The following is a 15,660-nucleotide window of genomic DNA, read 5'->3' as shown; positions in this document are numbered from 1 at the left end:
CCTTTACTAATAAAAAACTATATAAGAATGATTTTTTTTGATACCATAGTTAAGCGAGTAACTAATTTTTCAGTTCAATCATATGATGCGAATAAAAATGATTTAGTTGATTTTTTTGAAAAAAATGAATTATTTAAACTCTGTGTTTTAACCGCTTCAAACAGTTTGTATAATGATGTAAAAAAAAGTAAATCTGAAAAAACTCAGGGTTCTTTGGCCAATTATTTTACAAGAGCGCATTTTAATCCTACACCTTTTGGTGTTTTCAATAGTGTTGGAGTATTGCATTGGGATACTACAACAGATATTCCTAAATCAGAGACTTTACGTTTAATGGTTAAGTATGATAACTTATTCTTATCCTCAAAAATTAATGAAAGTATTGCCAATGATTGGCACAATTTAACGTACTGTTCCAATCCTTCAATCCATTATTTAAGTGATGAAAAATTAGCTTTCTACAAATCAAAGAATCAGGTTAGAGACAAAATAGGCATAAGTTACACAGAAATTGATGTCGATGAAGATTTGCAATGGTTATTAAGTCAGTTTAAAGATGGAAAAAAGATAGAATTAGTAATTGAAGATCTTATTGAGCAAGGATTTGAAAGAAGTGAGGTAGAAGAGTTTTTATTAGAAACAATTGAAACCGGACTTATCATCGAAACATTTTTATTTGATGCTTATACCAATAAACTGTACAATCCGTTTTTACCTTATTTGTCATCATTAGTTGCTAAAAAAGAACACTTATTAGAAAATAAAAAAGATACCGAAGATTTTATCCAAGCTTATATAAAAGAGCAGGACGCTCTCTTTGAAGACAAAAATAATCCTAAAGATTTCTATGCCATCAATTCTTTTGATATAGGAAAAGGAACTCTTAGTATTGATATCCAGGAAAAAGTAAAAAAATATATTGACTTTGCTGTACATTATAATTCTCAAACAACTGCTATAAACAATCATTTAGAAAAGTTTATTAATAAAGTCAGAGGTGAATATAATGAAGGTTTTATACCCTTAAATACTATTTTTAATCCATATTCAGGAATTAGCTATAGCGATATTAAAACAGAAAATGAGTTAAAATTACATCAGGATATCGTGATGAAAATTTTGACATCATCAGATAGTGAGCTTTTTTTGAACATGCCTTCTGATGAGAATATTGATATTAAAGCAAACAAACTTCCTTCTACATTTAATTTAATGATAGAAACATTAACCTGCAAAAAAACCGGTGAGCCGGTTATGTATGTTCATGGAATGGGTGATCCGTCGTCTTTAAATATTATTTCGCGTTTTAGTGATATCGCTCACGATGCTTGTCAGGATATTATTAATTATGAAAAAGAAGTCCATAAAGACAAAATTATTGCTGATATAAGTTGTGTTGGTAGTTTAAGAAGTATAAACGTTGCTTCTACAGAACAACGCTATAGTTATAGTTTACCAATAAATACAGCTTATAATGCCGAGAATAATCCGGTTTTGTTGTCTGATATTTATGTTCATTTATATCAAAATACTTTTTCTTTGGTATCAAAAGAACATAAAAAACAGGTTTTGCCTAAAAAAGTTTCAGCCATCAATCAAAAGCTTTTAGAATCAGATGTTTATAATTTCTTATGTGATTTCGAATATTACAATCAGGAGTTGTATGCAGTTAATTTTAATTTTAACGCATATAAACAACGCTTGCCTTATGTTCCAAGAGTTTACTTGGAAAAAGGAATTCTAGTTGGTCCTGCACAGATATTATTAGTTGACACGAGTAAAAATCTAAAAGAATTCCGTGAATATTTATTTGGGAAAATAGAAGAGTATTCATTTTCAAAAAAGTTAGTTATTACAGAAAGACAAAGACAAGTTATTTTGGATTCTGAAAATGAAGAACATGTTGCTTTACTATATGATAAAGTAAAAAGTACGAAACAGATTTATATCGCAGAATTTTTATATCATAGTTTTGATCCGGAAATAAAACGTGGTAACGAAAATTTTGCCCATGAATTAATTGTGAGCGTAAAAAATCCGCACTACAAAAGACCTAGTCTTGATTACAGTAAGATGAATATTACTGTTACAGAATCTCATAATACGGCAGTAGTTTCTGATTGGTTGTATTTAGAATTATTTTGCAATAGTTACGCAGATTCTGAGATTTTTAAAGTAGTTTACAATCAAATTATTTTAGAAAACAAAGCAGATCAATTTTTCTTTGTTAATTATGCTAATCCAGATAGACATTTACGATTGAGATTTAAAACTAAATCTATAGATAATAAGCAAGATATTATTAATGCAGTTCATCAGCTTAAAGTGAGAAATATCATTAGTAAATACCATATTTTACCTTACGATCAGGAAATTGACAGATACGGAGGTGCCGAAATGATGGAGTTTTCAGAGATTCTTTTTGATCTTGACAGTAGAGATTTTCTAACTAATATCGTGAACAATGATTTAGATGAAAAAACTATTGAGATGATTGCCATTTTGAAAATCAAAAATTACCTGACTTTCTTAGGATATGATTTGGATGGAATGATTAATAATTGCGAAAATGCTATAAAAAATTACTCCAAAGAGTTTGAACTTACTGCTCTGTTAAGAAAAGATTTTAATAAAGATTATGCCGCTTTAAAATTTGAAATAGAAGGTTATGAATATGATAATTTTCTTGATAATGAAGTATTGAAAAATGAGTTTACTCAAAAATTCAATTCAACTGCCAAAGTAAATTTATCATCATATACTTGGTTGTTAATACACATGAGTATGAACAGGCACTTTAATGAGCAACAAAGATTTAATGAATTCAAAATGTATTATTTAACAAAATGTTATTTGAATCAGCTTAAGCATAAAAAATAGATTTAGAATAAAATAATGCCGATTAAAATAGAATAAAAAATTGAAACAATTCACGAATTATATACAAGCTGATTTCAAAGATTGCGGTCCAACATGTTTAAAAATAATTGCAAAACATTACGGTAAAACAATCAATATTCAGGAATTAAGAGACATTAGCGAAACAACTCGTGAGGGAAGTAACTTGCTTTTTTTAAGTGACGCTGCTGAGAAAATTGGCTTTAGAACATTAGGAGCAAAATTAAGTCTGGAGAAACTGGAAGAGGTTCCTTTGCCATGTGTTTTGCATTGGAACAACTACCATTATGTAGTGCTTTATAAAATAAAGAAAGGAAAGTATTTTGTATCTGATCCGGCTTTTGGTTTAATCGAACACGATAAAGAATACTTTCTTAAGCTTTGGATCGGTAATAACGCTGATGAAACTACAGAAGAAGGAATAGCACTTTTACTGGAAGCAACGCCAAAATTTTATCAATCAGAATTTGATAAAGAAGAAAATAAAGGGTTAGGATTCAGATTATTGTCTCAATATGTTCTGAGATACAAATCGTTTCTGATTCAGTTAAGCATCGGATTATTTGCCAGTAGTTTGCTGCAGCTAATTTTTCCGTTTTTGACCCAAAGTATCGTAGATATTGGGATTCAGAATCAGAATATACATTTTATTTATTTAATTCTTTTTGCGCAATTATTTCTTTTTGCCGGAAGAATTGGTTTAGAGCTTATCAGAAGCTGGATATTATTGCATCTTTCGACCAGAATCAACATTTCGCTGATTTCAGATTTCTTTATAAAATTAATGAATCTTCCTATTTCGTTCTTTGATGTGAGAATGACCGGAGATATCATGCAGCGTATTAACGATCACCGAAGAATCGAAAAAATTCTGACCACTTCGTCTATAAGCGTTTTGTTTTCTGTGATCAATATGTTTGTTATGGGAGGTGTTTTGGCTTACTTTAACCTGCAGATTTTCTTTGTGTTTTTTGTCGGAAGTATCTTTTACTTCGGATGGATTACCCTGTTTTTAAAACGTCGAGAAGTACTGGATTATAAACGTTTTGCCGAAGTTTCGCAAGAACAGAGCAAAGTGATGGAACTTATCAACGGAATGCAGGAAATCAAACTCCACAACGCCGAAAAACAAAAACGCTGGGGTTGGGAATATGTTCAGGCAAGACTTTTTAGAGTTTCGATAAAAGGATTGATTTTGGAACAAACCCAAACCATTGGTTCCTCAGTAATCAACGAATTGAAGAATATTTTTATCATATTCTTATCTACAAAACTAGTAATTGACGGATCGATAACTCTGGGAATGATGTTGGCGATCAGCTCAATTGTTGGAAGTTTAAACGGGCCAATCACTCAGCTTATCGAATTTGTGAGAGAACTTCAGGATGCAAAAATCTCTTTGGCAAGGTTGTCTGAAATTCACGAAAAAGAAGATGAAACCGACCAGGAGGAACATCAAACCCACGAAGTTCCATATGATTCAGATATTGAGATAAAAAACCTTTCGTATCGTTATTTAGGATCTGATATTCCGGTTTTGGATGATCTGACCCTTAAAATACCAGCCAATAAAGTAACGGCAATAGTTGGTGTTAGCGGAAGCGGAAAAACCACTCTAATGAAATTGCTTCTTAAATTCTACGAACCCGAAAAAGGGGAAATCAATATTGGGAATTCACAGTTGAGAAATATTTCGCAAAAAGCCTGGAGATCCAATATTGGCGCTGTAATGCAGGAAGGTTTTATTTTTAATGATACCATCGCCAATAATATCGCCATTGGAGTAGATAAAGTCGATAAAGAACGCTTGATATATGCCGCAGATGTAGCCAATATAAAAGAATATATCTCGAGTTTACCACTGGGTTATAATACAAAAATTGGTTCAGAAGGAACCGGAATGAGTACCGGACAAAAACAGCGATTACTGATTGCAAGAGCGGTTTACAAAAACCCTGAAATATTATTCTTTGACGAAGCAACATCAGCATTAGATGCCAATAATGAGAAAGAAATTATGCGAAAACTCGATATTTTCTTCAAAGAAAAAACCGTCGTAGTAATCGCACACCGTTTAAGCACGGTTATGAACGCAGATCAGATTGTGGTTTTGGATAAAGGAAAAATTATCGAAATAGGATCACACTCGGCATTAGTACAACAAAAAGGAAATTATTTTGAATTGGTTCGCAATCAATTACAATTAGGAAATTAAAACATGGCAGAAGATACATTTGAATTAAGAAGTGAAGAAGTACAGGACATTCTCACCAAAGTTCCACATTGGATGATACGCTGGGGAACTGTTGTGATATTTGCCATTATATTTTTGCTGTTTTTTGTGTCCTGGTTCATTAAATATCCGGACGTTGTAAATACCGAAATCATAATCACAACCAATATTCCGCCAGAGAAAATCGTCTCAAAATCATCGGGGCGAATTGAAGCTATTTTGGTTCAGGATAAAGCCATAGTTGCTAAAAATACCACATTGGCGATAATCGAAAACACGGCCAATTATAAAGATGTTTTTTTATTAAAAAGTATCGTTGATAAATACAATGTCAACGATTCAAAAAAAGCATTTCCGTTTGCATTGCTTAAAAATGCACAGTTGGGAGAGATAGAAAGCGCATTTGCAGTTTTCCAAAAAGATTATCAGGCCGAACAATTAAATGAAGATTTACAGCCTTTTGAAGTCGAGAACAGAGCACAGATTTCAGAGAAAGTTCAGATAAAGGAAAGACTGGAAATTCTGCAACAGCAAAAAGTGATAAACGAGAGCGAATTACAGCTTCAGAAAAATGAAATTGCACGATTTGAAACCCTTTTCAATAAAGGTATTATTTCGGCACAGGAAATGGAAGCCAAGAAACTGACTTACTTGCAGGCTCAGAAGAGTTATAGAAGCTTGTTGTCGTCGATTTCGCAATTAAAATCCACTTTGATCGATAATACAAAATCAAGTCAGAGTTCGCAGATAAACAGCACCAAAGAAGAAGTTAATCTGGGACGCAATATGGCACAATCGTTTTATCAGCTCAAAAAAGTGATAAAAGACTGGGAAATGGCCTATACGCTAAAAACATCTGTAAGCGGTGTTGTTACGTTTTTGCAGGTTTGGACAGAGAATCAAACGATAAATGTTGGCGATAATGTTTTTTCTATAATTCCCGATGCCAGAAATGGTTTTGTTGGAAAAGTGAAAGCACCGGCGTTGAATTCAGGAAAAATAAAAGTTGGTCAAAAGGTAAATATCAGATTGGCGAATTTCCCTGACAGAGAATTTGGTGTTTTAAGAGGGAAAATCAGAAACATTTCTTTGGTTCCGGACAAAGACGGAAATATACTTCTTGACGTTGCACTTCCAAACGGACTTCAAACTTCTTATAAAAAGCAAATTGTATTTCAACAGGAAATGAAAGGAAGCGCTGAAATCGTAACCGAAGATTTGAGACTTATCGAAAGAATTCTGTATCAGTTCAAGAGCATTTTTGAACAGGTTTAAGATCTGGATTTAATAACTAAGAATTATTTGCATTAAATGAAAATTATACAAAGTTTCTGGTCCGGAAATCAAAATAAAATAGATGGAAATTACGGTTGGTACGATTCAAAATCTCATTGGTTGGGATGGATACTCAGCGTAAATCATTTGGTTAAGTATTATGATAAGGTCGAACTTTATACGGATGATTTTGGTTATGAAATACTAATTAATAAACTTGCTTTGCCTTATACAAAAGTTCATGTTGTTTTGAATGAACTTAATCATTATCCTGCTGATCTTTGGGCTTTAGCCAAGATAAAAGTGTATTCAATGCAGGAAGAACCATTTCTGCATGTTGATGGCGATGTTTTTATCTGGGATAAATTTCCTAATAGTTTTGACACGGCAAATCTGATCGCTCAGAATATGGAGAAAACCACAAATTATCATTCTCTTATGTGGACAAATATTGCTCCTTTTCTGGAATATAAACCTCGGGAAATTCAGTTTTTCGAAAAGAATATTTCTAATCTAAGTGCTAACATGGGCATTACAGGAGGAGTAAATGTTGCATTTTATAAAGAATACGCCAAAAAAGCTTTTGAATTTGTTGAAAAAAACAAGCCAATCTGGAGCAATATTAATTTGTCCAATTTTAATATTTTTTTTGAGCAGGTTCTTTTTTACAAAATGATTGAAATGGATAATATTCCTATCGAATATTTGTTTTCAGAAATCTGGACAGATGATTCCTATCCGGGATTTGGTGATTTTCACCATGTTCCGCATCAAAGGACCTATTTGCATTTACTAGGAAATTTTAAAAGAAACCCAGAAGTATGTGAAGCGCTGGAAAGATATGTAATGAGGTTTTATCCTGATTATAATTCTAAATTAATGCAATTTCTGAATAAAGATGAAAATAATAAGGAAAAGAAACATTCCTTAAATGAAGAAATTGTACAGGATTTCCTTAAAGAATTCGAGTTAGAATTGATCAAAAATGAGTTTTCGATTTCAGATTTTTTATTAAAGAGAGATCTTAATAATGTTGGTTTGAATCAAGTTTATCACGATTATTTGGATAAAGAAACTGACTTTAAAATTGTTTTGTTACCAGGATTTAAAACTGTCGAAAAGGAAGAAGTTAAAGTCCTTGAAATAGATAAAAAAAATATTGATTCAGCTCCTTTTGAATTAGATGAAGTTGACGAAATACTTTTAGAAGAACTAAAAACACCAGAAACTTATCTGAATTTAATCAAAAAAATGAACTTATATTTAGAGGAAGAAGACGATCAAAACGCTATAGATGAACTAAAAGAAGTTATTAATTGTAAACTTGAAATTTACATTATGCTAAAAATAGTTAGTATTTATAGTGAGAATTAAACAGAAGAATCATTACTTTTTTAAATTCAAAATTTCTCCAAAAGCTTCAGCGGCTTTATGAACCTGAATCATCCAGTCGTCTGCAGCGTTATCATCTGCGCCGTCAGAAATATATTTTAGACACAAAAACGGAATATTTTCTTTCATCGCAATCATAGCAAGCGCGTAAGCTTCCATGTCTACGACGTCATATATTTTTGCGTCGTGTCCCATTTCAAAATTATCGCCGGTTCCGCAAATCCCGATTTGTAGTTCTGGCATTGTCAAACCATATTCTAAAATTACAGGTAAATCAGAAAGTGGAGTTTCGTATAACGCATATCCCAATCCGCGAACATCCATATCTCGTTGCACAAATTTGGTACAACAAATGACATCGCCTTTTTTAAAGTGACTGCTTCCGGCTGATCCAAGATTAACAATAAGAGACGGCTTTTTGGACTGTATAGCTTTTGTAAGTTCATAAGCAGCATTTACTTTTCCAATTCCGGTGATTAATGTGTTATGTCCATCAAAAACATCAGCAGCTTCAACTGCTAAAGCAAACGAAAAAAGTACATTCTCTAAAGCAAAGGATTGCTCGTTGTTAATCTTTATCATTAAAATTTTATTTTCAAGATGCAAATATGCTCAATTAAAATAAATTAAACAGATGTGTTGCGCTTTAATTTTTGGCAAAAAAAGCGATTAAATAAATCAAATAGATCAGTAAAAATATTTTTTTTTAATCCGTACGAGTAAATTTTCCGAAGAAATTCAGCTTTAATTTCTTGGCTTTATATTGCCAATATTATAGGAATTAGTATGAAGTTTTTTATTTTAAAATATTGTAAAACAGTATTTTGTAATTACTCGTACTTCTTGGTTTTATTATTCGTACTTATTTTTAGAAACAAATGAGTACGAGTGTTTTTATTCGGTCGCGCAGGAATGGTTTCTTTCTGAGATTTGTATCAGAATAAATTTCTAACCTTAAAAAACGATACCATGAAAACTTCCCTAAAATTATTAGCAGCAGTATTATTAGTAAGCACTTTTTCTTTTGGACAAGACATTACAAGAAAAATTGATTCCATAATTAGAGACAATTATCAAAAGAATCCTGATGTAGGTATTAGCGTTGGTTTTATCCAAAATAACAAAGAATTCTATACTTCTTATGGAAAATTGAATGCTGAAAGCAAAACAGAAATTAATAAAAATTCTATTTTCGAAATTGCTTCTATCACCAAGATTTTAACTGCAAATTTAGTTGCACAAGCGGTTTTGGATAACAAAATAAAACTGGACGATTATATCGACAATTATCTTCCTAAACAATATGTTTTGAATGAGAATCTGAAAAACAAAATCAAAATTTCAGACTTGGCTTCTCATCAATCTGGTTTGTCTGATATAGATTTCGGAAAATTAATTGCTCTAGATCCGCAGCAACCTATAAATAATGTAACCGAAAAAACATTAGCAGATATTATCAATAATTGCACTGAACTTAAAGATTATGGTAAATACCGCTATTCTACAATTGGAATTACTTTATTGGGGCAAATACTAGAGAAAGCATACAATAAGACTTTTGATGAAATTATTAGAGAAAAAATAATAAATCCGTTACATATGAATAATACGCTAACAAAAGATTTTGATGTAAAAAACAGAACTACTGGTCACAATCCAGAAGGCGGAATTCAGGAATTTTTCAAATGGAATGTTACTGCGCCTGCGGGATTAGTAAAATCGAATGCTACGGATATGATTAAATATCTAAAAGCGGTTTTAAACAAAGAAACTACGGTTGGAAAAGCGGCATTAATTACGGAAAAAACATTTTATAAAGTTGACAACAGAGAATTAGGATTGGCCGTAAATATTGATTCAAATGATAAAAACACACTTTATATGAAATCTGGTGATTCAATGGGACAATCTTCTATAATATGTTATAACAGAGCTAAAAATTGGGGAATCATAATTCTTCTTGATAAAAGAAATTCAAAAATGAGATCGAATTTGTTAAACACTATTACGGAGAATGTTTTGCAATAAAAAGCTCAAAATTGCACGCGGATGACGCGGATTCGCTTTGCGAAAACACAGATTAAAACGGATTTTATGAGCTTAAGTTTGTCATTTCTCCCTCTGGTCGAAATGACAAACTAGACATAAACATTACAAAAAAATCTGCTTAATCTGCCGAATCTGCGAGAAACTCACTTTCATTTTTGTCATTTCGACGAAGGAGAAATCTCCGCAAGTAACTCCGCAACGAGAATCTAATCTTTGTCGAGTTACTCGTGGGGATTTCTCCTTCGTCGAAACGACAAGATTAAGCTGATAAAATCCATTTTAATCCGTGTTTTCGCAAAGCGAATCCGCGTCATCCGCGTTCAATATTGTCTCCAATCTTTGTCGAGCTTCTCGTGGAGATTTCTCCTTTCCTTGAAATGACAAACTAAACGAAAAGATTCTTAATGAAAACGAATTTCCTAGCCCCGATAGAAGTGGAAATCCTTTTATGGCGGGATTCGCCATAAAAGATTGAAATGAATAGCGGGATTAGCTCCTTAAAAAAAAGATTTGGTTTTATCATAGAAATCGAAATAACAATATTGTGGTTAAGCTGCATCTTGATGATATGCCAATTGGGTAATATTAATAAATTATTAAATGAGCGAATCGCAAAAAATATCGATTGCGGTTTGCCTTACTTTTGTAAGGGTCTTCTTTAACAATTTAAAATTGCATTATGAGTTCTAATTTGGTTGTAAGGTTACGAAATGGAGATGATTCCTCTTTTAAAGAAATCTACGATTTATATCATTTTAAAATATTTTGTTTTGTAAAAAAATATACTGCACAGCTTGCAGATTCAGAAGATGTGACACAAAATGTTTTTATCCATCTTTGGAAATACAGAACAAAATTAGATCCGAATGTGGAGTTGGAAGCCATTTTGTTTAAAAGCTCAAAGCAGGAAATTTCAAAATGGTACAAGAAACAAAACAGAATTTTTTCTGTAGAAAATGATCAGTTGATTAATGAACTTGACTATGTTGTTGAAGTCGACGATGATATTAGTTTTAAACTGGAAAAAATAGAATATCTGCTGAATAAAATCCCAGCCAAAAGAAGAAAAATTTTCAATCTTCATAAGTTTGAAGATCGCAGTTACAAAGAAATCGCTGCAGAAATGGATATGTCTCCAAGTGCCGTTGCAAACCAAATCTCCAAGACATTGCAATTCCTTAAAAAGAATTCGATTAAGAATCACGAACTGTATTGGTTTGCGCTTTTTTTTGTGAGTCAGGCTGAATTTATATCTTAAAACTAACTTGTGTTTTAGTCTTTTAATTGGGCTAATTTCTCCTGTTTTAGCGCCAATATTTCATTTTTTGCATTGAAGTCAAAGTTAAGTAAATGTTCTTCTACATTAAGAAAACATTAATAGATGCGACTACCCGTGATATTTAAATCATTGGAAATCTAATGTAGTTGAATCGTGGAGATTCGTGTATGATTTTCCAAACACTAAAGTTGATTTTAATGAAATCCAGAAAATTAAGAGAAGAGTGGGACGCAATACCCAATAGAGGTATTTTGCCAAATGAAAGCACAACTCGTATGTGGAATACGATACGCAAAACGACAGTTGATAAATATAGAAGTTTTTATAACTGGACCGCTGCTGCAAGTGCTGTAATTATCCTTTCTTTTAGCGCTTATCAGGCTTTTAATAAGTCTGGTTTTGTTAAACCTGAAATTACTACAACGGCAACATTTGGTAAAGATGTGCGACTTTTAAATTTGCCTGACGGAACGAGAGTTTGGTTAAACGAAAATTCTGAAATCGAATATCCTAAAAGTTTTACTGGAAAAGAAAGAACGGTTACTTTAAAAGGAGAAGCTTTTTTTGAAGTAAAACGCGATCCGTCACATCCGTTTGTGATTAGTTCCGGAGCTATAAAAACGACTGTTCTTGGAACTTCCTTTAATATTAAAGCTTACGCCGATAATCAACCTGAAGTAAATGTAAGAACTGGAAAAGTAAAAGTCGAAAGTTCACAAAATACTGTATTGCTGGAAAGAGGAGATAAAGCAATTTATCAAGCAGAAACTTCGATGCTAAATAAACAAAAAACTCTTGTTCTTGAACCAGAATGGAAAAAGGTTTTAATCTATGTCGACGGATTAACATTGGCCCAAGTTCTGGAAAAGCTGAAGGTAAACAATCATTTTTCGGTAACATATTTAGACGAAGATTTAAAGAATCTTAAAATTCAGGGAACTCTTGATACGAGACAAGGTTTTTATGGAATGCTTCAGACAATTGCTTTTGCTTTGGAAATCAAGATTCAAACTACCGGAAACAATACTTTTCTCATTAGCAGATAATAGTTTCTAAACATTTTGAAACAATAATTTACAACTGAATTAAATCTAAAAAAAATGATTTAAGAGAAGTTGTCAGGAATCGCTCGCTTTAAACTGAAAATATTTGTCCACAATATTATATAAAAAGAATTCTAATAAACACTAACAATCATCAATTATGAACAATGAATTTTCGAGGCGATTTGTCGTTGCCTTATGGATTTTATTTTTCGGGGTTTTCTTCGGAACAAATTCAATTTATGCACAAACCGGAACTGTATCGGTTGATTTTAAAAATTCTTCACCACAAAAAATTATAGATAATCTAAAATCGCGCACGCCTTATCAATTTGTTTATCAAAAAGATCTGGATCTGGATTTACCATTGGTTACACTAAAAAAAGATAATGTTTCGATAGACGAAATTTTAAGTGATTTGCAAAACATGACCAACTTAAATTTCAGACGAAATGAAAATAATATAGCCGTAAATAGTAAAGACGGCGACAAAAAAAAAAAGAAGGGAAAAATTACAGGTAAAGTCGTAGATGTCAAAGGACTTTCGTTACCTGGTGTAAATATAAAAGTAGCTGAACTGAGTATTGGCGCTCAATCTGATATTGATGGTAACTATGTTTTGGAATTAGAACCGGGAGAATATACGATTGAAATTAGTGCTATTTCGTTTCAAACGCAAAAAATTACAGGTGTTAAAGTTCTTGAAAATGGCGAAACTCCGCTTGTAGTTTCTTTAAAAGAAGATGCAGAATCTTTGAATGAAGTGGTTATTATTCAGGATTATAAAAAAGCAACAGCTTCAGTTGGAGGTATGTTATTGCAACAGAAAAAAGCGGCTCAGTTTTCTGATGGTATTTCGGCAGAACAAATCGCCAGAACACCAGACAGAGATGTAGCGAGTTCGTTAAAACGTATTACGGGTGTAACGACAATTGGCGATAAATATGTTGTGGTGCGTTCTATGGGCGAAAGATGGAATCAGGCGGTTATGGACGGAATCGCTTTGCCAAGTACAGATGCGTATCAGCAAAATTTCTCTTTTGATATTATTCCAACGGCTATTGTTGAAAGTATTGTGGTGAGCAAATCTGCAACGCCGGATATGTACGCCAATTTTGCCGGAGGATATGTAGAGGTTAAGACAATGGATATTCCTAAAGAAAATTTTACCAATTTTTCTATTAGTAATTCTTATAACAGTAAAAGTGCTTTCAAAGAGCGTTTGACAAAACAGGAAGGCGATTATGATTATTGGGGATTTGATGACGGTCGACGTGATTATCCATCTAATCGTCCCACAATAGATCCTCCAACAACTGAGGCGGAATCAGGTCCGTTTTTGGATTATAGTAGACTATTTACTGAGGATAATTTTTCTACTTATAAAACGTATGGTGCTCCCGGAACAACATTGCAATTTGGTATAGGAAGAACTTATCAGTTAAAAGACAATAATAAATGGGGATTTGTTGGTTCAGCGATTTTTAAGAATACACAGGAAACACTAGAAATTGAGCATACGGAAAGAAATTTTAGAAGCAATACTGATTTTACGCCGGAGAGCGATAAAGCATTGTACTCCACTTTTACAAAATATGGCTTTAAAAATGCAGGAGCCAATTATACTTACAATTCGACTTTGGGCGGTATGTTTAATGCGGGTATTCAGTTGGGGAATCATAAAATCACTGTGCGCAATACTGTTATGCATATTTATAACAATCAATTAACCCAAATTACAGGCTGGAGAAATGACGATTCTGTAGATGGGATTTTAGACGGCAGCATACTCCCAACTACTACAGAGTCTAATTATCCTGTTTACACCACTTTTATTCAGAATAAAATTGAAGGAAATCACAAATTCGATAACCTTGAAGTTAATTGGTATGGAGCTTATGGAAATGTAGCAAAAGATACCAAGGACGCAACATTTGTAACTATTGGCCAGGAAAAAGTTGGCGATGATATACTGAGATCTTATAGTGTTTATAATGCTGAGACGAGATTTCCGTTTAGCCGAAGCAATTTTACTAATGATGAGGCTGATTATAACTGGGCCATTAATTTAAAATACACTTTTAATTTTGGAGATTCTTTTACAAATGATCTTAAAGGAGGCTATTTTGGAACTTACAAAATAGCAACAAATCAACAAGAATCAGCTAAATTAATAACGGTTGGTCAGCCAACTGATCGCGCTGTTATTTATGAACCGCTTTCTAAATTCTTAGACGGATCAAATTATTATTGGGGAGGTTTTGGATGGCAGGATTATGGTGTATACGGTAATAAGTATGAAGGGAACGTAAAAATACATTCTCCATTTTTAATGCTCGATGATAAAATTGGCCGATATGTAAGGTTGGTTTGGGGAGTAAGAGCCGAAAGCTACATTTATACCGAAATACAAAGTCAATCAGAATATCCTGATGGTTTAGCAAAAGACCAGGGTAATGATAAAATGTGGCAATTTCTGCCATCGGCAAGTTTAATAATTAGTCCAACTAATAAAATGAATATTAGATTGGGGTATAATAAATCTGTTTTGCGCCCACAATTTGCAGAGCGTTTGGGTATTCCTTATTACGATCCAATTCGTTCGGCTAAAGTCTACAATTACTCAAATGGATTGGTTTCGAGTGTAGCTAATAATTATGATCTTAAATTAGAATGGTTTCCATCAGGAGGTGAGATTTTGTCTTTTGGTATTTATCATAAAGACATTGATAATCCAATCGAATCAGTTGGTTTCCGTAATCCTTCAGATGGAAGAGATATCTACGTTTTGAACTCAAACAATGCCAAACTATGGGGAGTTGAATTTGAGTTTTATAAAAATCTTTCTTTCTTAGGAGAAGGCGGAATATTAAAAGATCTTTTTGTTTATGGAAATGCTTCTTTCAATGATACAAAAGTGACTTCTTATATTAATATAGATGGAACGGGAGGACTTTATCAAGCTAACAGGCCTTTGTATGGGCAATCACCTTATACTTATAATCTTGGTTTAGATTATGTGGGTGACCGTTTTGGTTTTAGTCTTAGACAGAATGCGATTGGAGATCAATATATATTGGTAGGATTTGAATACAGGGCCGAAGAAATTCGTATGCCATATGCGATAACGGATGCTCAGGTAAGTTACAAATTTTTTAAAGAAAGAAATCTGGAATTAAAATGCAGCATGAAGAACATGTTTGATACTGGCATAGAAACTTATAATAACAATAATAGTTATAGTAAAACTACGGATTTCATTTATGGGGCAAATCCAAGAGAACAATTTAATCTGGGAGCAGGAGCAACAAATAAGTACGATGAAGATATTGATCAGGTTGTATTTAAAGCTAAAAGTGGCAGGACAATAAGTATATCTCTTAATTATAGGTTTTAAAGTTGCAAAATTAAATCATTAGTCGATTAAACATTTTATAAAAACAAAAACCTTAGAAAAGCATTTTACTTACTTCTGAGTTTTGCTTTAACGG

9 protein-coding genes are annotated in these 15,660 nt (G+C 32.6%); 8 read left to right on the top strand and 1 reads right to left on the bottom strand.

Features of this window, described 5'->3' with window-relative positions:
• The first annotated feature begins 27 nt into the window (after window positions 1–27).
• From WN975_RS07295 to WN975_RS07280, 4 genes are read left to right on the top strand one after another with little or no spacing between them, the layout of a single operon-like run.
• Complete coding sequence (locus tag WN975_RS07295; RefSeq protein ID WP_337965932.1) at window positions 28–2,880, top strand: thiopeptide-type bacteriocin biosynthesis protein; 2,853 nt, start codon at window positions 28–30, stop codon at window positions 2,878–2,880.
• A 40-nt stretch (window positions 2,881–2,920) separates the two neighbouring features.
• The gene (locus WN975_RS07290; RefSeq protein ID WP_337965931.1) at window positions 2,921–5,113 is read left to right on the top strand and encodes a peptidase domain-containing ABC transporter; all 2,193 of its coding nucleotides are present in this window, start codon (window positions 2,921–2,923) and stop codon (window positions 5,111–5,113) included.
• 3 nt (window positions 5,114–5,116) lie between these two features.
• Window positions 5,117–6,406 (top strand): HlyD family efflux transporter periplasmic adaptor subunit, encoded by a 1,290-nt coding sequence (locus WN975_RS07285; protein WP_337965930.1) that lies wholly within the window; start codon window positions 5,117–5,119, stop codon window positions 6,404–6,406.
• A 36-nt stretch (window positions 6,407–6,442) separates the two neighbouring features.
• Complete coding sequence (locus tag WN975_RS07280; RefSeq protein WP_337965929.1) at window positions 6,443–7,780, top strand: hypothetical protein; 1,338 nt, start codon at window positions 6,443–6,445, stop codon at window positions 7,778–7,780.
• Window positions 7,781–7,792: 12 nt separating this feature from the next.
• On the opposite strand, the gene WN975_RS07275 is transcribed toward WN975_RS07280, so the two are convergent.
• On the bottom strand, window positions 7,793–8,380 hold the full coding sequence (locus tag WN975_RS07275) for a nucleosidase (RefSeq protein ID WP_337965928.1): 588 nt from the start codon (window positions 8,378–8,380) through the stop codon (window positions 7,793–7,795).
• 387 nt (window positions 8,381–8,767) lie between these two features.
• Between WN975_RS07275 and WN975_RS07270 the strand changes: the two genes are divergently transcribed.
• From WN975_RS07270 to WN975_RS07255, 4 genes are all read left to right on the top strand, one after another.
• Window positions 8,768–9,826 (top strand): serine hydrolase domain-containing protein, encoded by a 1,059-nt coding sequence (locus WN975_RS07270; RefSeq protein ID WP_337965927.1) that lies wholly within the window; start codon window positions 8,768–8,770, stop codon window positions 9,824–9,826.
• A gap of 700 nt (window positions 9,827–10,526) precedes the next feature.
• The gene (locus WN975_RS07265; RefSeq protein WP_337965926.1) at window positions 10,527–11,105 is read left to right on the top strand and encodes a sigma-70 family RNA polymerase sigma factor; all 579 of its coding nucleotides are present in this window, start codon (window positions 10,527–10,529) and stop codon (window positions 11,103–11,105) included.
• A 218-nt stretch (window positions 11,106–11,323) separates the two neighbouring features.
• Window positions 11,324–12,172, top strand: a complete 849-nt coding sequence (locus WN975_RS07260) for a FecR domain-containing protein (RefSeq protein WP_337965925.1) — start codon at window positions 11,324–11,326, stop codon at window positions 12,170–12,172.
• 157 nt (window positions 12,173–12,329) lie between these two features.
• Window positions 12,330–15,566, top strand: a complete 3,237-nt coding sequence (locus WN975_RS07255) for a TonB-dependent receptor (protein ID WP_337965924.1) — start codon at window positions 12,330–12,332, stop codon at window positions 15,564–15,566.
• Window positions 15,567–15,660 lie beyond the last annotated feature (94 nt).

The sequence above is a fragment of the uncultured Flavobacterium sp. genome, assembly GCF_951805225.1.
GTDB lineage: Bacteria > Bacteroidota > Bacteroidia > Flavobacteriales > Flavobacteriaceae > Flavobacterium.
This window is presented reverse-complemented; position numbering and strand designations above follow the sequence as displayed.